Raw genomic sequence first — 17,214 nt, 5'->3', positions numbered from 1 at the left:
CTGTGGTCCAACCGCTGGCCGATCAAACAAGCGTACGACTCGCTCGACTGGCCGCGCCAGAGGTCGAGTGGCTGATTGACAACTCCAACTGGCCGACTGTCTCCTTCCCGCTCGAGAGCCGTCTCGCCGCCTCGGCGACGGCGACTGGATCGGTGCGAGAGAATGGGCCACGCTTCAAGCCCTGCCGACGTGGCCCACGCGCTACTTGACCTCGGAAGATCGAGATGCAACCCATGGATGACCCGACAGCCACCAACCCGGTCGATGCCGAGCCAGTGCCGGCACCTGCTCGCGCTGATCCGATAACGGGGGAGCTGATCACCGAGACGTTCGACTATGACGGTGGGCGCCAGGTCACGGTCTACCTGCCGCCGGATCCACCCGAGGCCGTCGTGTTTGCCGGTGACGGACAGCTGATCGCGCACTGGGGCGGCTACCTTGAGGCAGCCGACGTGCCATCGACGATGATCGTGGGTGCCCACCGGACAGACGCTGAGGATGAGATGGTACGCATCCGTGAGTACTCACCCGCCTTCGATCAGAAGCAGTTCGCGGCGCACGAGGACTTCTTCGTGGAGGATGTCCGCAGCTGGGTGCGGTCGCGCTTCGGCGTTGCGCTGCCCCCCGAACGCACAGCTGTGTGCGGCGTATCGGCGAGTGCCGAGCTCGCGCTTGCGATGGGGCTTCGGCATCCGGACCTCTACGGCACGATCTTCTCCGCCTCCCCAGGTGGTGGCTACCGACCGCCTGCGGTGTTGCCCAGCGCACTTCCGCGCACCTACCTCACGGGCGGCACATTGGAGCCGTTCTTCCTCGAGAACGCGACCCGCTGGGCAGACGCACTGCGTGGTGCCGGTGCCGACGTCGTCATGACCGAGCGGGTCGGGGACCACGGCGACTCGTTCTGGCAAGCCGAGTTCACACTGATGGTGGCCTGGGCGTTTCGACCCTGAACCACCAAGCGCAAGCATCCACGCTTCCCGGCGAGGGACCGTCCAGCGCTGTCACCAGGCACTTGCCTGAGATTCCAGGCTTGCCCGGAAACGGATCGGTTTTGCGGGACCAACGGCCGAGTCAGTTGGTGGGTCACACCAAGGCACGGATTACCTGCACTCGACAACACGCTGGCTGGGCGGAACGTTTGGGTGGAGCTTAGGGGATTCGAACCCCTGACCTCTTCCATGCCATGGAAGCGCGCTACCAACTGCGCCAAAGCCCCTCGATGCTGTCCGCCCGACTCACGCTCTCGAACGAACCCGGAAGATACTAGCGCGTCCCCCGGGGAGTCACGAAATCGGGTCCAACGGCTCGACCGCCCCCTGCACGTTGTACTCCTCGATCCGCCAGTATCCCCCGCTGTGACGCTCGACCGAGATCCAGCCGCAGTTGTGCAGCCCGCCCAGCCGAGTCCAGGTCTCCGGCGGGAAACCGACCAGCCGGCAGACGCCGACTCGGGCCGCCAGCCCGTGCATGACGGCGATCACGGTCGACCCCTCGGGCGCCGAGCCGCCGAACTCCTCCAAGGCCTCGGCCACCCGGCTGGCAACCTCCTCCACCGTCTCGCCGGTCGGGGATCGTCGCACGTCCTCACCGCGGCGATAGCGCGCCGCCAGCTCGGGGTCGATCTTGGCCACCTGCTCGGGGGTCAGCCCCTCCCAGCTGCCGACGTGGATCTCACGCAGTCGCTTGTCCAGGCTGACCTCGAGACCGGTGCGCTCGGCCAGCGGTGCGGCGGTCTCCCGGGCGCGGATGAGGTCGCTGGCGACGATCGCGACCGGCTTCTTGCGCGCCAGGGTCCGGGCCACCGACGCGGCCTGGTGCCGACCCAGCTCGTCCAGCGGCACGTCGGCCTGGCCCTGGAACAGCCCGCTCGCGTTCCACTCGGTCCGGCCGTGCCGCCAGACGATGATCCGTGCCGCGGTCACCGGCGCTCGTCCAGGTTCAGCTCGATCCGGCGGCAGTCGTGCCAGAGCCGTTCGAGGGCATAGAACTTCCGCTCATCCGTGTGCTGCACGTGCACCACCAGGTCGAGATAGTCCAGCAGGACCCAGCGCTGCTCGCGATCACCCTCCCTGCGCACCGGCTTCGCGTCCAGACCCCGCAGGGCCTCCTCGATCCCGTCGACCACGGCGCCCACCTGGCGCTCGTTGCTCGCGGTCACGACCAGGAACACGTCAGTGATCGCCAGCTGCTCGGAGACGTCATAGGCGATCAGGTCGGTACCGAGCTTGTCGACGGCAGCCTTCGCAGCGGTCTGGGTCAACAGCAGGGCACGTTCAGTGGCGGTCAAGATTCTTCTTCTCTCGTGGGGACATCAGCATGATCAAATTGGTCAGGTCTAGCGGTAAAGGCCGCGTTTGGCGATGTACTGCACGATCCCGTCCGGCACCAGATACCAGATCGGATCCATCGCCTGCACACGCTCTCGGCAGTCCGTGGACGAGATCGACAGCGCCGGCACCTCGATCAGCGTGATCCGCCCCTCGGGCAGATGCTCGATGGCCGGCGAATGCAGCTCGACCCCGGGTCTGGTACAGCCCACGAAGTGCGCCAGGTCAAACAACTCGTCGACCCCGCGCCAGGTCACGATCTGCGCCAGCGCGTCGGCGCCGGTGATGAAGAACATGTCGATGTCGCTGCCACGCTCAGCGCGCAGGTCCTTCAAGGTGTCGACCGTGTACGTCATCCCCGGCCGGTCCACGTCGACACGGCTGACGGTGAATCTCGGGTTGGAGGCGGTCGCGATCACCGTCATCAGATAGCGGTCCTCGGCAGCCGAGACCTTGCGGTCCACCTTCTGCCACGGCTCCCCGGTAGGGACGAAGACCACCTCATCGAGCTCGAACTTGCGACCCACCTCACTTGCGGCCACCAGGTGGCCGTGATGGATGGGGTCGAACGTGCCACCCATCACACCGAGGCGGTAGCGACGGCCTTCGGAGGCGGCGGGGTTGCGGGCCAGCCCGAGCCCGAGCGTCTCGGTCACCGGCGGGCCCCCTCAGGGACCGCGAGCAGCTCTCTCACCAGACGACTAGCTATGCCGGCGCCCCTTGCCGATCGACAGGGTGATCAGCAGGAAGATCACCAGGATGCCGAACGCGATCAGGCCGAAACCCCATGCGGGGATGGGCAGCGCATGCTGCACCTCGGTCTCGAGGAGTGCGAGTCCAAACGTCATGGCGGCAGCCTACCGGTGTTCAGTCATCCGCGGGTCTGACCCGCCCCGGTGAGGACGTACTTGGTCGACGTCATCTCCGGCAGCCCCATCGGTCCGCGGGCGTGCAGCTTCTGGGTGGAGATGCCGATCTCCGCCCCGAAACCGAACTCTCCCCCGTCGACGAACCGGCTGGACGCGTTCACCAGCACGGCGGCGGCGTCGATCTCCGCGACGAACCGCTGCGCCGAGGTCTGGGACTCCGTGACGATCGTCTCGCTGTGACCCGTCGAGTACGTGCGGATGTGCGCCACGGCCCGGTCGAACGAGTCGACGACCGCCACAGCCAGGTCCAACGAGAGGTACTCCTCGGCATAGTCGGCCTCCTCGGCGCGGAGCACTTCTCCGTACCGCGCCGTCTGCTCGTCCCCGTGCACCGTCACCCCGGCCGCCTGCAGCACCTGCAGTGCGTGGGGAAGGAACGTCTCTGCGATCTCGGCATGCACCAGCAGCGTCTCCACCGCGTTGCAGACCGACGGCCGCTGGGTCTTGGCGTTCAGCAGGATCTCCAAGGCCATCGCCGGGTCGGCGGTGGCGTCGACGAAGAGATGACAGTTGCCGACGCCGGTCTCGATCACCGGCACCTGGCTGCCGCGCACGACGGCGTCGATCAGCCCGGCTCCGCCCCTGGGGATCAACACGTCGACCAGGCCACGGGCCGCCATCAGGTCGTTCGTCACCTCGCGAGGGCCGACCACGAGCTGGACGGCGTCCGCTGGCAGGTCAGTGGCGCCGAGACCCGTCCGCAGCGCGTCGACGATGGCCGCATTGGACTCGGCGGCCGAGCTCGAGCCGCGCAGCAGCACCGCATTGCCCGACTTGAGGCAGATGCCGGCGGCGTCGGCGGTGACATTGGGCCGGGCCTCGTAGATGATGCCGACGACACCGAACGGCACCCGGACCTGGCGCACCTGGACACCGTTGGCGTTCGTCCAGCCGCGGACGACATCTCCGACCGGGTCGGGCAGCGCCGCAAGGGAACGAAGTCCGTTGACCATGCCCGACACCCGGTCGGCGGTGAGTCGCAACCGGTCGATGAGCGCCGCGCTGGTGCCGACGCTCTCGGCGCGCCGGACGTCCAGGGCATTCGCGTCCAGCACCGCCGCCTCGGCCTTGGCCAGCGCATCTGCCATGGCATGCAGGGCGGCGTCCTTGGCCGACCTGGTGGCTCCGGCCAGCGGCCGGGAGGCCTCACGTGCACGCAGGGCCTGCTGTTCGACGTTCATGGGACAAATCTAGTCCGGGCGGGGACGGCGAATCCTCCCGTCCACCAGTGGGCCACGACGAGCCGGCTCAGCCCTTGCCCTTCTTCTGTTCCGCCGCCTTCTTCTGGGCAGCCTTCTTCTCGGCGGCCTTCTTCTGCTCGGCCGCCCTCTTCTGCGCAGCCCGCTTGGCCTCCGCCTGCGCCCGCGCCTGGGCCCGGGCCCGGTCAGCCGCTGCTCTGCGGCGGGCCGCGACGATCGCGGGATCCTCACCAGCCGAGTACACGATGTAGATCGTGCTGAACTCCCTCACGATGCCCCGGCAGGGTGAGATGCCGAGCAGGGTGCCGCTGGGCCTGCTGCTGTAGGTGTAGCCGTTGGTGACGGTGAAGCCCTTCCGCTCCAACAGCTTCGTCGCCCGGCGGACGCTCATGCCACAGACGTCCGGCAGACGCACCGAGCGGCCCTGGTCGATCACCTTCGGCGGCGCCTTGAACTTCGACTTGGGCACATGCCGCAGATACTTCTCCATCACCGGCTTCCAGATCTTCATGCCCGCGTCACCACCGCCGGAACCCTCGAGGTAGGTGCCCGAGTGCGGAAGGGTGTAGCCCTTGACGCCGCCGTGGCGGAAGCCCTTCTTGCCCTTCCGGAACGGCTTCTTCTGGTTGTCGATCGAGATCATCGCCACGCCGGCGATGTCGGGGGTATAGCCCACGAACCAGACCGCCTCGGCACTGTCGATGGTGCCGGTCTTGCCAGCCTGGTCACGGCCGTCGGAGATGCGTGCCCGCAGACCGGTCCCCTTGGACATCACCGTCCCGAGCAGCTTGTTCATCCCATCGGCCACCTTGGCGGAGAGCACCCGCTTGCAGTCGGCACTCGGAGCAGCCAGCTCCTTGCCGTTGCGGGTGATGATCTTGGAGATGATGATCGGGTTGCAGTGGATCCCCCGGGCCGCGAACGTCGCATAGGCCTCGGCCATCGACATCGGGCTGACCTCGACTGAGCCCAGGGTGAAGGCCGGCTTGTCCTGGTAGAAGTCCACCAGGTCACGGCCGGCCGAGCTGCTCTTGACGCCGAGCCTCTTGGCCATCTTGGTCACCCGGCACATCCCGGTGGCCAGCTCCAGCTGGACATAGTAGTTGTTGACCGACATCTGGGTGCCCTTGTACATGTCCATCACGCCGTTGTAGCCGGTCGAGTTGCTCACCTTCCAACTGCCATAGACGTGCCGTCGACCGTGGCAGCTCTCGAACGCCCGGCCGGAGTAGTTCATCGTGCGCTGCGCGTTGAACTTCTTGGTGAGCGGGATGCCCTTCTCGAGGGCCGCTGCCGCGGTGAAGGCCTTGAAGGTGGACCCTGCCTGGTATCCCTGGGCCCCGCCCATCGATGGCTCGACGGAGTAGTTCCAGTAGGTTTCGCCCTTCCTGATCCTGGCACCCATCACCGGTCGGCTCTGCGCCATGGCGATGATCAGTCCGGTGCCGGGTTGGATCATGTCCATGGTCGAGATCACCGGGTCCCTCGGGTCGATGACCCGGTTGATGGCCTTCTGCGCTGTCCGCTGGCTCCTCTGGTCGATCTTGGTCTGGACCGTGAGCCCGCCCCTCTTGATCATGTTGACCCGATCCTCGACCGTTCGCCCGAGGCTCGGCGACTTCTCCAGCGACTGCTCCACGTACTGGCAGAGGAACGGATACTTCGTGCCGACGCACCCGTTGCGGACGGTGGTGACCTTCGTGCGGTCGAACCTGACCTTCTTGGCAGCGGTGGCCTGGCCCGGTGTGATCACCGCCAGCTCCGCCATCCGGTTCAGCACCTCGTCGCGTCGTTGCATGGCGGCGGCCAGGTCGCGAACAGGGTTATGGGCATCGGGGTTCTGCACCAGCCCGGCCAGCATCGCGGCCTGCGGCAGGCTGAGCTTGGCGGCACTGATGCCGAAGTAGTGACGGGCGGCCGCCTCGACGCCGTAGGCGCCGTCGCCGTAGTAGGCGATGTTGAGATAGCGCTCGAGGATCTGGTCCTTATTGAGCTTCTGCTCCAGCGACGTGGCGTAGCGCAGTTCCTGGATCTTTCGGGCGTAGGTCGTCTCCTGGGCCGCCTTGATCCCTTCCAGGTCCCCGGCCTGCCGGGCCTTCTCGATCTGCACCATCTTGACGTACTGCTGCGTGATCGTTGAGCCGCCCTGGGTGGGTCCGCCCGCGGAGGAGTTGCGGATGAAGGCTCGCAACGTCGCCTTGACGTCCAGCGCGCCGTGCTCGTAGAAGCGGTGGTCCTCGATGGCCAGCTGCGCCTGCCGCATGATCGGAGCGATCTTCGACAGCGGTACGTACACCCGGTTCTGGTCGTACAGGTAGGCCAGCACCGAGCCATCCCCCAGCAGGATCTTGGAGCCCTCTGGTTGGGGCGGCGTCACCAGGGCCTCGGGGAGACTCTCAAGCTCCCGTGCGGCCGCTCGGCTGCCCATCCCGGCAAGACCTGCGACGGGGACGACGAGCCCGGCCACCAGCACCCCGACCAGCACGCTGGTGACGAGGAACATCGCCAGCGCATAGCCGAGGTGCAGGATGCGCTTCGGGGTGCCGAGCATGACGCCAGGCTACGATCAGAGCGCTGGAAAGTGAGTAACAAACAGGCAACGTTGCGTTGCCCAGCGGTCGGCAGGTCGACCCGGGTCAGTAGAGGGTGGCGAGCCTGGCCCGCACAATCCGGAAGCGGCGCAGCAGCCCCCAGGTGCAGTTGAGCAGCATCAGCACTCCGGCGGCGCTCGCGACCAGGATCAGCGACTCGTCCCCCGCCAGCACGGCCCAGCTGAACCAGAGCACCTGGTTCAGCACGTTCATGAACAGGAACGGCAACGAGACGCCGCGGATGTTCGGGGCGTTGACCAGCAGTTGGAACTGCACCAGCTGGGCGATGGCCGACGGCAGGAAGGCCGCGATGGCGAACGCCAGCGGCCCCGCCCAGACGTCGAGGGCGACCGTGACCGCGCCGAGCGCGAGACCGGGCGCCAGCAACGGCAACCAGCTCAGCTGACGGTCCCGCCGGATCAGCCCGAGAATGGTCACCACACAGGACAGCAGGACGAGGTTGGGCAACCAGATGTTCGGGTGTGCGAACAGCACTCCGTGGCTGGCCCAGGCGAGGTTGGTCCCCACCATGGTCTGCCAGGCCATCACCGAGACGCCGGCCGAGGTCCGGGACCGAAGGAGCCGGATGACCTGAGGGGCGAAGACGCAGGCGCTGTAGACGCCCGCCGCCCAGCCGAGGGATTCGATGATCATGATCGTGCTTTCTTGCAGCGCGCGGCTGCACCTGGGACAGAACGGGACAGGAACGGCGACGCTGCCGGAATTTGCCGCCCGCTCGAAGCTGCCGCGGGGCCGATGATCATCGGGGTTCGGACGGGACCAGACTAGGGCCCCGATCGCCCCGCCGACAACTCGACGCGCAAATCACCGACAAGATCGACAATCGTCCTCAATCCAGCGACTCTTGAGCAGCCGAAACCACTGCCACGGCAAGGAAACAGCCATCCGGCACCAGGCGGTCTGAGCCTGTCGAAGACCCCGATGCCCACGCGGTCTGAGCCTGTCGAAGACCCCGAAACTGATGCCCTTCGACAAGCTCAGGGCGCGGATGGCAACCACGTGGTCTGAGCCTGTCGAAGACCCACTGGCAACGCCCTTCGACAAGCTCAGGGCGCGGATGGCAACCACGTGGTCTGAGCCTGTCGAAGACCTGGAACTGACGCCCTTCGACAAACTCAGGGCGCGGATGGCAACCACGTGGTCTGAGCCTGTCGAAGACCCCGAAACTGATGCCCTTCGACAAGCTCAGGGCACGGATGGCAACCACGTGGTCTGAGCCTGTCGAAGACCCCGGAACTGGCGCCCTTCGACAAGCTCAGGGCACGGGTGCAGAACCGCCCTTCGACGGGCTCAGGGCACGGGTGCAGAACCGCCCTTCGACAAGCTCAGGGCACGTGCGTTGAACCGCCCTTCGACAGGCTCAGGGGGTGGTTAGCCGGCGTCGCTGAACTCCACGTGATGGTTCTCGGTGGGCGTGGACTCGGCGTCGGACGCCGCGGGTTGCGCCTTGGGCCGGCGAGGTGCCGGCAGACCCTCACGGATCTGGTCGAAGGCGACCTGGAGGAGTTCTGGCAACAGCTTGGGGTCAGCCCCCGACAGTGCCCACATCCGCGTCGCCGACTTGACGCCGGCGATGGCAGCGGCGGTCACCAGCCAGGGGTACATGTCGCTGTCGACGTCGGTCCCGGATCTGGTCGCCACCGCCTCCCGCAACGCCGCTTCGAAGTCCTCGTACTGGGCCGTCTGGAACGGCCGCAGCGAAGGATGCTGCTCCGCCAGCGCCATCTTCTGGAGACTCAGTGTCAGCTGTTCCGGCGAGACGACCTTGGCCCTCTCGATCAGGATGGTGGCCAACGCCTTCAGCGTCGGCTCGGCCGGGTCGACAGCGAGAAAGTCCTCGATGATGCCCGGCGTGTCCTGAGTTCCGGCGGCGACAACCGCCTCCTCCTTGCAGGTGAAATAGTTGGAAAACGTCCGTGGCGAGACGAACGCCACATGGGCGATCTCCTCGATGGTGACGTGGTCAAGGCCCTTTTCCAGGGCCAGTTGTAGGGCAGCGTCCGCGATTGACTCGCGGGTCATCTGCTTCTTCATCTCTCTTAGGCCGATCCCCGATTCGCTCATGGTCACCACTGTAACCCCTGGTGCACAGGCAGCGAAGTTGCAGATCTCGCAAACTTCGCAAACTTTGAGACTTGACGTCGGAGGAGCTCGGCTGGGGCCGACTCGGGGATGTCCACGAGGGTCCTTTCTTGAGGTTGGGCCGCACATCTTGAGTGGACCTTAAGGTCTTCTTGAGGCCCAGGAAAGGCGGTACTGCGCCTCAGGGACATCCCTCAGCGCACTCAAGCGGGGGCAAGCAAACCACTTCCGTCACCTAAACAGCAAGTTCGCCGCCCCAACAAGTTTGCATATCCCGCAAACTTCTGTCAGAGTTCTCATCAACGCCGATCCACTCGGACCGGCACACAAACTTCGTTACTCCGGGAGCATCCGGGGTCGCTAACCCAAGGAGTCACCATGACCGGTGCAGTCGCCTACCTGTACACCATCCTCGGCTTCGTCCAGGACCGTTTCGAGGGACGTAAGGACCGCGGCGCGACCGCTGTCGAGTACGGCCTGCTCGTCGGCCTGATCGCTGTCGTCATCATCGTCGCCGTCACCACCCTCGGTGGGCAGCTGAACGCGCTGTTCACCTCGGTCAGCAACAAGCTGCCGGCCGCTCCGGCCGCTCCGTGAGCCATCGGCTCCACGGGTGAATGCCCCGGCGCAGCACCCCGCTCCAGGGGTGCTGCGCCGGGCCTCACCAGGCCAGCTGGATCACATCTACCGGGGGGAAGAGATGAAACGCCAACGCAGTGAACGCGGGGCCGCCGTTGTGGAGTTCGCCCTGATCGTCCCGATGCTGCTGCTGCTCGTGTTGGGGATCGCCGAGTTCGGCCGGGCCTACAACATCCAGACCACCCTGTCGGGCGCCGCCCGCGAAGGCGTCCGGGTGATGGCGCTGAACAACAACGTCGCCGCCGCCAAGACGGCAGCAAAGAATGCAGCACCGACGCTCAACCTGACGGACACGCAGATCAGCGTCACGCCCGGCACCTGCGTGGTCACCGCCGCGACACCGACGCCCACGGCGACGGTGCAGGTCACCTATCCGATGAGCTTCCTCAGTGGGTTCTTCGGTACCACCATCACACTCAGGGGAAAGGGAGTCATGCGGTGCAACGGCTGAAAAGTCCGCGTCGGAAGACGGAGCGCGGCGCTGTCAGCGTCATGGTCGCGCTGCTGATCATCCCGCTGATGGGTTTCGCCGCCATCTCCATCGACGTCGCGGGCATGTGGGCCGAACGTCAGCAGCTGCAGGCGGGTGCCGACGCGGCCGCCCTCGCCATCGCTCAGGACTGTTCCCGCAACAACTGCGGGACGCCCTCTCAGACCGCGCTGACCTTTGCCAGCGCCAACCTCAACAACGGCACGGCCACGCCGATCGTCATCACTCCCGCGCTGGCTCCGTCGACGGGTCACGTCACAGTGCAGAACTTCGGGATCAGCAAACACATGTTCGCGCCGGTCCTCGGGATCAATCAGAAGACGGTCAGCGCACAGTCGTCTGCCAATTGGGCCTACCCCAGCGGCGGGACGATGGTGCTGCCGTTGACGTTCTCCTGGTGCGAGTTCAAAGCCCAGACCGGCGGCGGGGTTCCCTCCGGGACGACAGAGCGAACCGTCTACTTGAGCAAGAGTTCCGGCACCTCGTGCACGGGACCATCGAACAACGTGGTCCCCGGCGGGTTCGGCTGGGTCGATCCCGATGCCGGCGCCTGCAGCAAGAACAGCCTCATCTCGGCCGTTCTCACCTCCAGCACTGGCAACTCTCTGCCGTCCGGCTGCAGCACAGCCGATTTCCAGGCGCAACAGAACAAGACGGTGCTGCTGCCGATCTTCGACCAGGCCGGCGGTACGGGAAACAACGCCTGGTACAAGATCTACGGCTACGCAGCCTTCAAGATGACCGGTTACTACTTCGCCGGCCAGTATTCCTGGAATCCCCCCTGCAGTGGCAGCGAGCGCTGCATCAAGGGATATTTCACCAAGTTCGTGGACCTGACGGAGGCCTACACCTCCAGTCCCACCGCCCCCCAGCTGGGGGCGGCCATCGTGTCCCTCACCCAATAAGAGAGTCTCATCGTGAAACGTCGTCTCATCGCCGCCGTCGTGGCGGTCGTCCTGGCCGCGGTCGGAGCGGTGCTGGTGTTCGGCTACGTCGCCGCCGCGGACCAGCGGGCCATGGCCGGGATGCGGACCGTCAACGTCCTGGTGGTCAGCAAGCCCATCCCCGAGGGAACGTCCGGCGACCAGCTGACGAACCTCGTCACCGTCAAGACGCTGCCGGCCTCGGCGGTACCGGCCGGCATCGTGACCACCCTGGCCGAGATCAAGGGCCGGGTGGCCAACACCGAGCTGCAGCCGGGTGAGCAGCTGCTCGCCTCCCGGTTCGTCGACCCGGCCTCGCTGGCCCAGGCCGGCACAGTGGAGGTGCCCAAGGGGCTGCAGCAGGTGTCCGTCCTGCTGGACTCCCAGCGGGTGCTCGGCGGCAACCTCAACGCGGGCGACACGGTGGGCGTCTTTCTCTCGCTTGAGGGTGGTGGGACCCACCTGCAGCTGCACAAGGTGCTGGTGACCCGGGTCCAGGGTGGTCTCACGCCCGCACCCTCGACGGACACCAAGGACGCGGCAGCAACGCCGGCCCCGCTGCCCCAGGGTAGCGTCATGGTCACCCTGGCCGTCAGCGCCCGCGACGCCGAAAAGATCGTCTTCACCGCCGAGAACGGCCACATCTGGCTGTCTCACGAAACCAAGGACGCCGCAGAGAGCGGCACCAGTGTCGTCACCGGAAAGAGCGTGTTCCAATGAGTCGCATCGTTCTCGCTACCGCTTCTGCCGAGCTCGAGGAGCTGATCCACGACGCCACCGGCGGCAACTACCTGGCGCTGCCGCAGGGCCCGCTCCCGCTCGACCCGTCGGCGTTGTTCGCGCAGCTCAACGGTGCCCCGGCGCCTGAGGTGGTCGTCCTCGACTGCCAGCTGGACGCAGGGCAGGCGCTCGAGCTGGCGGCCGGCTTCCACCAGCAGCACCCGCAGATCAGCGTCGTGCTGGTCAGTGACCAGGGTCCGGAGCTCGCCCTCGACGCGCTGCGCGCCGGTGTGCGGGACATCGTGAACCCGTCCACCGACGTGCTGCATCTTCGCTCGACCCTCGACCGTGCTGCCCAGGCTGCCCGGATCCAGGCGGTCGTGGCGCTGCCCGTTCAGGGCCAGTCCGCCGCCACGGGTCGACCCGCTGGCCGGGTGATCAGCGTCGTCTCCCCCAAGGGTGGTGTGGGCAAGACCACCGTCGCCACGAACATCGCCGTCGGTCTCGCCCAGACGGCACCGAACTCCACCGTGCTGGTCGACCTGGACATCCAGTTCGGCGACGTTGCGAGCGCACTGGATCTGGAGCCGGAGTACTTCCTGGCTGAGGCCGTCCAAGGCTCGGCGAAGAGCGACTCGATGGTGCTCAAGACCTTCCTGACCCAGCACCAGACCGGCCTGTACGCCATCTGCGCCCCGGACTCGCCGGCGGACGCCGACGGCATCACCAGTGAGGACGTCAGCCACCTGCTGCAGACGCTGGCCGCCGAGTTCCGCTACGTCGTGGTGGATACCGCACCGGGTCTCTCCGAGCACACCCTGGCAGCGCTGGACCAGACGAGCGATCTCGTCCTGCTCACCAGCATGGACGTGCCGGGCGTACGTGGCATGCGCAAGGAGCTGGACACACTGGCCCAGCTGGACATGCTCGTCGAACGGCGCCAGGTGGTGCTGAACTTCGCCGACAACGGGTCGCTGCTGTCGGTGGCCGACGTCGAGGTCACCATCGGCGCCTCCGTCGACCTCGAGCTTCCCCGCTCCAAGGCGGCCATCACCGCAGTCAACCAGGGCGTCCCGCTGCTGCAGAGCGGCGTGAAAGACCCGCTCACCAAGCAGCTCCGCAAACTCGTCGAGCGGCTGGTCGCAGCCGGGGGTCAGGACCTGCTGCCGGTCGAGGCCGTTCCGCTGCAGATCCCGGTCGAGGCCAAGGCCGTCAAGGTCCACCCCAAGCGGGCAGCCTCCCGTTGGCGCCGCACCCGGCAGGTCGTGGCCTGATGAACCTCTCCGAGCGCCTGCACAAGGCCCGCACCGGTGAGTCGACGCCACAGCGTCAGCCTGCACCCGAGCCGGTGGCCACCGCGGTCAGCCCGACCGTGGCCACCGCACCGCGTCCCGCGGCCACCGCCGCCGTCGCAACCGCGGCGCCGGCCCGGCGGCCCGAGCCGATGATCGTCACTGCCGGCAGCGACCCGCTGACCAAGCTGAAGGATCGGGCGGCCACCGCTCTGTTCGCCCGGATGGGTGCCCGGCTGAACGACCCGTCGCTCAGCGAGCAGCAGCTGCACGCACTGGTCCGCTCCGAGCTGAACCATGTCGTCGAGGAGGAGAAGGTCCCGCTCACCGCAGAGCAGCAACAGCGACTGATCCGCGACGTCCAGGACGAGGTCCTCGGCCACGGGCCGCTGCAGCGTCTACTGGACGACCCGACGGTGACCGAGATCATGGTCAACGGCCCGGACATGGTCTATGTCGAGCAGGACGGCAAGCTGACCAGGGCCCAGGCCGGGTTCGCCTCCGAGGAGCACCTCCGCCGGATCATCGAGCGGATCGTGTCCCGCGTCGGGCGGCGGATCGATGAGTCGTCCCCGCTGGTCGACGCCCGGTTGGCGGACGGCTCTCGGGTCAACGCGGTGATCGCGCCGCTGGCGTTTAACGGCTCGTCGCTGACCATTCGGAAGTTCTCCAAGGACCCGTTCAAGGTCAACGACCTGATCAACTTCGGGACGCTGTCACCGGAGATGGCCGAGCTGCTGCAGGCCTGCGTCGAGGCGCGGCTCAACATCATCGTCTCCGGCGGTACGGGCACCGGCAAGACGACCCTGCTCAATGTCCTCTCGTCCTTCATCCCCGAAGGCGAGCGGATTGTCACCATCGAGGACGCCGTCGAGCTGCAGCTGCAGCAAGAGCATGTCGTGCGGCTCGAGAGCCGTCCGCCCAACATCGAGGGTAAGGGTGAGATCGGCATCCGCGAACTGGTGCGCAACTCGCTGCGTATGCGTCCCGACCGCATCGTCGTCGGCGAGGTCCGCGGGGGGGAGAGCCTGGACATGCTGCAGGCCATGAACACCGGCCACGACGGGTCGTTGTCGACCGTGCACGCCAACTCTCCGCGCGACGCGATCGCCCGGCTCGAGACGCTGGTGCTGATGGCCGGGATGGACCTGCCGCTGCGGGCCATCCGCGAGCAGATCGCCTCGGCCGTCGACGTCATCGTCCAGCTGTCCCGGCTTCGGGACGGCACCCGCCGGGTGACGGCCGTCACCGAGGTCCAGGGCATGGAGGGACAGACGGTCACCCTGCAGGATGCCTTCCTGTTCGACTTCTCCGCCGGCGTGGACGCCAGCGGCAAGTTCCTCGGCAAGCCCATCGCAACCGGTGTCCGTCCACGTTTCACCGACCGCTTCGACGAGATGGGCATCACCCTCTCACCGCGCGTCTTCGGCACCCCCAGCCAGCGGCAGGGTCTGCGATGACGTCTCTGCTGACCCCCTTCCAGCTGGCCATGGCGGGCGTGGCTGTCTGCTCGCTGGCCGTGCTGATGGTCGTCTACCTGGTGCTGGCGCCCGGACCGGCCCGGCTGCCGTTGGCGCGCCGGCGGCTGGGTGCGGCACCTGAGCTGGGACCGCTTGCCAAGGCGACCGCGGGTGCGACGGCGATCATCGACCGCGCCCTCAGCCGACGCGGTGGCGCGGGTGCCACCGCCGCCGCGCTGGAGCGGGCCGGCGTGAAGACCCGGATGCAGGACTTCGCGCTGCTCGTCATCGTCTCTGCGCTCTCCGCTGCGGCGATCGGTGTGCTGCTGGCGGGGCCGCTGCTCGGACTGCTGCTCGCGCTGGCCGTACCGGTGCTGGCCAAGGTGATGCTGGGTGTGCTCGCCAGCCGACGCCAGCGCGCGTTCGCCGACCAGTTGGAGGACTCTCTGCAGCTGATGGCCAGCAGCCTCCGGGCCGGTCACAGCCTGTTGCAGGCGCTGAACTCCGTGGCCCGCGAGGCGGAGGAGCCGACGTCGGAGGAGTTCGCGCGGATCATCAACGAGACCCGGGTCGGCCGCGAGGTCGGCCAGGCGTTGGAGGAGACCGCGCAGCGGATGGACAGCGAGGACTTCGTCTGGGTGACCCAGGCGATCGCCATCAACCGCGAGGTCGGCGGCAACCTCGCCGAGGTGCTGGACGGTGTCGGCCACACCATCCGCGAACGCAACCAGATCCGTCGCCAGGTGAAGGCGCTCAGCGCCGAGGGCACCCTGTCGGCCTACGTGCTGATGGCGCTGCCGTTCGGCATCGGCGGCTTCCTGATGTTCTCCAACCCGGCCTACATGGCCAAGTTCACCCAGAGCTACGTCGGCTACGGTCTGATCCTTGCCGGTGTCATCCTGCTGACCGTGGGCGGCCTCTGGCTGCGCAAGGTCGTCAGCTTCAAGTTCTGATTCGTTCGCGTCCCCAGGAGGACAGATCGCCGTGCCACCCATCATCTTGATCGCCACCGCCGCGATCAGCCTGTCCCTGCCGTTGCTGGCATGGTCGCTGTTCGCCCGCCCGGACCGGATGCACCAGCAGGTGATGACCAACCTGCAGCGTGGCCTGCAGCGAACGGACCGGGAGGCGAACCTGGACGCGCTGAGCGCAGCCGAACGTCCGAGCGGACTGACGGCGCTGGCCAGGCGGCTCAGCCCTCCCGGTACCGCTCAGCGGCTCGACCGACTGCTGGCCGGAGCCGGGCGGCCGGCAGCCTGGCCGCTCGAGCGGCTGATGGTGACCAAGCTCCTGCTCGCCCTGGTGGCCGGCGGACTCGGCCTGCTCTACGTCAGCTCCAAGCCCACCGCCCTGGTGGTGGCGATCACAATCATCGTCACCGTTGTCGCCTACTTCCTGCCCGAGCTGCTGCTGCAGAGCCGCGGCAAGGAACGCAACCAGAAGATCGCCCTGGAGCTTGCCGACACCCTCGACCAGATGACCATCGCCGTGGAGGCCGGCCTCGGCTTCGACTCCGCGATGGCGCGGGCCGGGAAGAACGGCAAGGGCCCGCTGGCCGAGGAGCTGGTCCGCACCCTGCAGGACATCCAGATGGGCCGCTCCCGGCGTCAGGCGTACGAGGCGTTGGCGACGCGGACCGACACCGCGGACCTGCGCCGGTTCATCCGGGCCGTGATCCAGGCCGACGCGTATGGCATCTCGATCGCCGACGTGCTTCGCACCCAGGCGGCGGAGATGCGGATGAAGCGGCGCCAGCGGGCCGAGGAGAAGGCCATGCAGATCCCGGTGAAGGTGATCTTCCCGCTGATGCTCTGCATCCTGCCGGTCCTCTTCATCGTGCTGCTCGGGCCAGCCGTGATGGACATCATCAAGGCGTTCAGCTGACCCCGTGGGTACCCAGATCGTCGTCCTGACCGCCGTCGTGAGCGGACTGGCAGCGGCCGGCCTCAGTCCCTGGCTCCGCGCGCTCGCCGACTCCAGTTCGGGCTGGCTCCGCCCTGTCGTTCCCGCCAGCCTGGCGGTGGCTGCCGGCGCCGGTGCCGCGGCGGTCGCGACCGGTGCGGCCGAGTTGGTCGGCTTCGCCCTGCTGGCCCTCGGTTGCGCGTTGCTGGCGGCCGTTGACCTGGCGTCGGAGCGGCTGCCGGACCTCATCGTCGGTCCGCTCTACCCACTGCTGCTGGTCCCGCTGACCGTCGCTGCCGCCCTGCACCAGGAGTGGAGTCGGCTCGGCCGGGCCGCCGTCGCCGCGGCCGTCCTGTTGGTCTGCTACTTCGTGCTCGCGTTCATCTCGCCGTCCAATCTCGGGCTCGGCGACGTCAAGCTCGCCGGCGTGCTGGGGGCATTCCTCGGCTGGCTGGGCTGGTCACCGGTTCTGCTCGGCAGCCTGGCGGCCTTCGCACTCAGTGCCGTGACCGCCCTGGTGCTCCTGGTCGCTGTCCGGGCCGACCGGCGCAGGTCCTACCCGTTCGGACCGTTGATGGTGGCGGGCGCGGCCGTCGGCGCGGCCTGGGGACCCTTCTTCCTGTAGGTTGTCGCCCG

General features: G+C 67.3%; 18 protein-coding genes and 1 tRNA gene. 10 read left to right on the top strand and 9 right to left on the bottom strand.

Annotated elements, in window-relative coordinates:
- The first annotated feature begins 233 nt into the window (after window positions 1–233).
- The gene (locus tag JOE57_RS14605) at window positions 234–953 is read left to right on the top strand and encodes an alpha/beta hydrolase (RefSeq protein WP_239578957.1); all 720 of its coding nucleotides are present in this window, start codon (window positions 234–236) and stop codon (window positions 951–953) included.
- 193 nt (window positions 954–1,146) lie between these two features.
- Here the strand turns inward: JOE57_RS14605 and JOE57_RS14600 are convergent.
- From JOE57_RS14600 to JOE57_RS14560, 9 genes are all read right to left on the bottom strand, one after another.
- Window positions 1,147–1,219, bottom strand: a tRNA-Ala gene (locus JOE57_RS14600).
- Window positions 1,220–1,286: 67 nt separating this feature from the next.
- The gene (locus JOE57_RS14595) at window positions 1,287–1,925 is read right to left on the bottom strand and encodes a histidine phosphatase family protein (protein ID WP_204919086.1); all 639 of its coding nucleotides are present in this window, start codon (window positions 1,923–1,925) and stop codon (window positions 1,287–1,289) included.
- Window positions 1,922–2,290 (bottom strand): ribosome silencing factor, encoded by a 369-nt coding sequence (gene rsfS / locus JOE57_RS14590; protein WP_204919084.1) that lies wholly within the window; start codon window positions 2,288–2,290, stop codon window positions 1,922–1,924. Before rsfS ends, JOE57_RS14595 begins: the two co-directional genes overlap by 4 nt.
- A 48-nt stretch (window positions 2,291–2,338) precedes the next feature.
- Window positions 2,339–2,986: a nicotinate-nucleotide adenylyltransferase gene (gene nadD / locus JOE57_RS14585; RefSeq protein ID WP_204919081.1), complete on the bottom strand. Its 648-nt coding sequence runs from the start codon at window positions 2,984–2,986 to the stop codon at window positions 2,339–2,341.
- Window positions 2,987–3,031: 45 nt separating this feature from the next.
- Window positions 3,032–3,178 (bottom strand): hypothetical protein, encoded by a 147-nt coding sequence (locus JOE57_RS14580; RefSeq protein ID WP_204919079.1) that lies wholly within the window; start codon window positions 3,176–3,178, stop codon window positions 3,032–3,034.
- A gap of 23 nt (window positions 3,179–3,201) precedes the next feature.
- Entirely contained in the window at window positions 3,202–4,440 is a 1,239-nt protein-coding gene (locus tag JOE57_RS14575; protein WP_204919078.1) for a glutamate-5-semialdehyde dehydrogenase, read from the bottom strand.
- A gap of 67 nt (window positions 4,441–4,507) precedes the next feature.
- The gene (locus JOE57_RS14570; RefSeq protein WP_204919076.1) at window positions 4,508–7,009 is read right to left on the bottom strand and encodes a transglycosylase domain-containing protein; all 2,502 of its coding nucleotides are present in this window, start codon (window positions 7,007–7,009) and stop codon (window positions 4,508–4,510) included.
- 85 nt (window positions 7,010–7,094) lie between these two features.
- Entirely contained in the window at window positions 7,095–7,703 is a 609-nt protein-coding gene (locus JOE57_RS14565; protein ID WP_204919074.1) for a hypothetical protein, read from the bottom strand.
- A 738-nt stretch (window positions 7,704–8,441) separates the two neighbouring features.
- The gene (locus JOE57_RS14560; RefSeq protein ID WP_204919072.1) at window positions 8,442–9,134 is read right to left on the bottom strand and encodes a TetR/AcrR family transcriptional regulator; all 693 of its coding nucleotides are present in this window, start codon (window positions 9,132–9,134) and stop codon (window positions 8,442–8,444) included.
- A gap of 396 nt (window positions 9,135–9,530) precedes the next feature.
- Between JOE57_RS14560 and JOE57_RS14555 the strand changes: the two genes are divergently transcribed.
- The 9 genes from JOE57_RS14555 to JOE57_RS14515 are packed head-to-tail and all read left to right on the top strand — an operon-like array spanning window position 9,531 to window position 17,203.
- Complete coding sequence (locus JOE57_RS14555) at window positions 9,531–9,749, top strand: Flp family type IVb pilin (protein WP_204919070.1); 219 nt, start codon at window positions 9,531–9,533, stop codon at window positions 9,747–9,749.
- A 49-nt stretch (window positions 9,750–9,798) separates the two neighbouring features.
- The gene (locus JOE57_RS14550; protein WP_204919068.1) at window positions 9,799–10,242 is read left to right on the top strand and encodes a TadE/TadG family type IV pilus assembly protein; all 444 of its coding nucleotides are present in this window, start codon (window positions 9,799–9,801) and stop codon (window positions 10,240–10,242) included.
- Window positions 10,230–11,186, top strand: a complete 957-nt coding sequence (locus JOE57_RS14545) for a pilus assembly protein TadG-related protein (RefSeq protein WP_204919065.1) — start codon at window positions 10,230–10,232, stop codon at window positions 11,184–11,186. The genes JOE57_RS14550 and JOE57_RS14545 overlap by 13 nt, the downstream gene beginning before the upstream one ends.
- 12 nt (window positions 11,187–11,198) lie before the next feature.
- Window positions 11,199–11,924: an RcpC/CpaB family pilus assembly protein gene (gene cpaB / locus JOE57_RS14540; RefSeq protein WP_204919063.1), complete on the top strand. Its 726-nt coding sequence runs from the start codon at window positions 11,199–11,201 to the stop codon at window positions 11,922–11,924.
- A complete protein-coding gene (locus JOE57_RS14535; RefSeq protein ID WP_204919061.1) occupies window positions 11,921–13,198 on the top strand; it encodes a CpaE/TadZ family protein in 1,278 nt (425 codons plus the stop codon). Before cpaB ends, JOE57_RS14535 begins: the two co-directional genes overlap by 4 nt.
- Window positions 13,198–14,676 carry a TadA family conjugal transfer-associated ATPase gene (locus JOE57_RS14530; protein ID WP_204919059.1) on the top strand — a complete coding sequence of 493 codons (1,479 nt, stop codon included), beginning with the start codon at window positions 13,198–13,200 and terminating at the stop codon, window positions 14,674–14,676. The genes JOE57_RS14535 and JOE57_RS14530 overlap by 1 nt, the downstream gene beginning before the upstream one ends.
- Window positions 14,673–15,629 carry a type II secretion system F family protein gene (locus JOE57_RS14525; protein WP_204919057.1) on the top strand — a complete coding sequence of 319 codons (957 nt, stop codon included), beginning with the start codon at window positions 14,673–14,675 and terminating at the stop codon, window positions 15,627–15,629. Before JOE57_RS14530 ends, JOE57_RS14525 begins: the two co-directional genes overlap by 4 nt.
- Before the next feature lie 31 nt (window positions 15,630–15,660).
- Window positions 15,661–16,560 (top strand): type II secretion system F family protein, encoded by a 900-nt coding sequence (locus tag JOE57_RS19220; RefSeq protein WP_204919055.1) that lies wholly within the window; start codon window positions 15,661–15,663, stop codon window positions 16,558–16,560.
- Between the two features lie 4 nt (window positions 16,561–16,564).
- The gene (locus JOE57_RS14515) at window positions 16,565–17,203 is read left to right on the top strand and encodes a prepilin peptidase (RefSeq protein ID WP_204919053.1); all 639 of its coding nucleotides are present in this window, start codon (window positions 16,565–16,567) and stop codon (window positions 17,201–17,203) included.
- Window positions 17,204–17,214 lie beyond the last annotated feature (11 nt).

It is taken from the genome of Microlunatus panaciterrae (assembly GCF_016907535.1).
GTDB classification, from domain to species: domain Bacteria; phylum Actinomycetota; class Actinomycetes; order Propionibacteriales; family Propionibacteriaceae; genus Microlunatus; species Microlunatus panaciterrae.
This window is presented reverse-complemented; position numbering and strand designations above follow the sequence as displayed.

Coding starts and splice junctions, on each gene's coding strand:
- JOE57_RS14575 (WP_204919078.1), bottom strand. CDS start 4,440: ATGAACGTCGAACAGCAGGCCCTGCGTGCACGTGAGGCCTCCCGGCCG.
- JOE57_RS14525 (WP_204919057.1), top strand. CDS start 14,673: ATGACGTCTCTGCTGACCCCCTTCCAGCTGGCCATGGCGGGCGTGGCT.
- JOE57_RS14565 (WP_204919074.1), bottom strand. CDS start 7,703: ATGATCATCGAATCCCTCGGCTGGGCGGCGGGCGTCTACAGCGCCTGC.
- JOE57_RS14560 (WP_204919072.1), bottom strand. CDS start 9,134: ATGAGCGAATCGGGGATCGGCCTAAGAGAGATGAAGAAGCAGATGACC.
- JOE57_RS14555 (WP_204919070.1), top strand. CDS start 9,531: ATGACCGGTGCAGTCGCCTACCTGTACACCATCCTCGGCTTCGTCCAG.
- JOE57_RS14605 (WP_239578957.1), top strand. CDS start 234: ATGGATGACCCGACAGCCACCAACCCGGTCGATGCCGAGCCAGTGCCG.
- JOE57_RS14570 (WP_204919076.1), bottom strand. CDS start 7,009: ATGCTCGGCACCCCGAAGCGCATCCTGCACCTCGGCTATGCGCTGGCG.
- JOE57_RS14530 (WP_204919059.1), top strand. CDS start 13,198: ATGAACCTCTCCGAGCGCCTGCACAAGGCCCGCACCGGTGAGTCGACG.
- JOE57_RS14580 (WP_204919079.1), bottom strand. CDS start 3,178: ATGACGTTTGGACTCGCACTCCTCGAGACCGAGGTGCAGCATGCGCTG.
- JOE57_RS14535 (WP_204919061.1), top strand. CDS start 11,921: ATGAGTCGCATCGTTCTCGCTACCGCTTCTGCCGAGCTCGAGGAGCTG.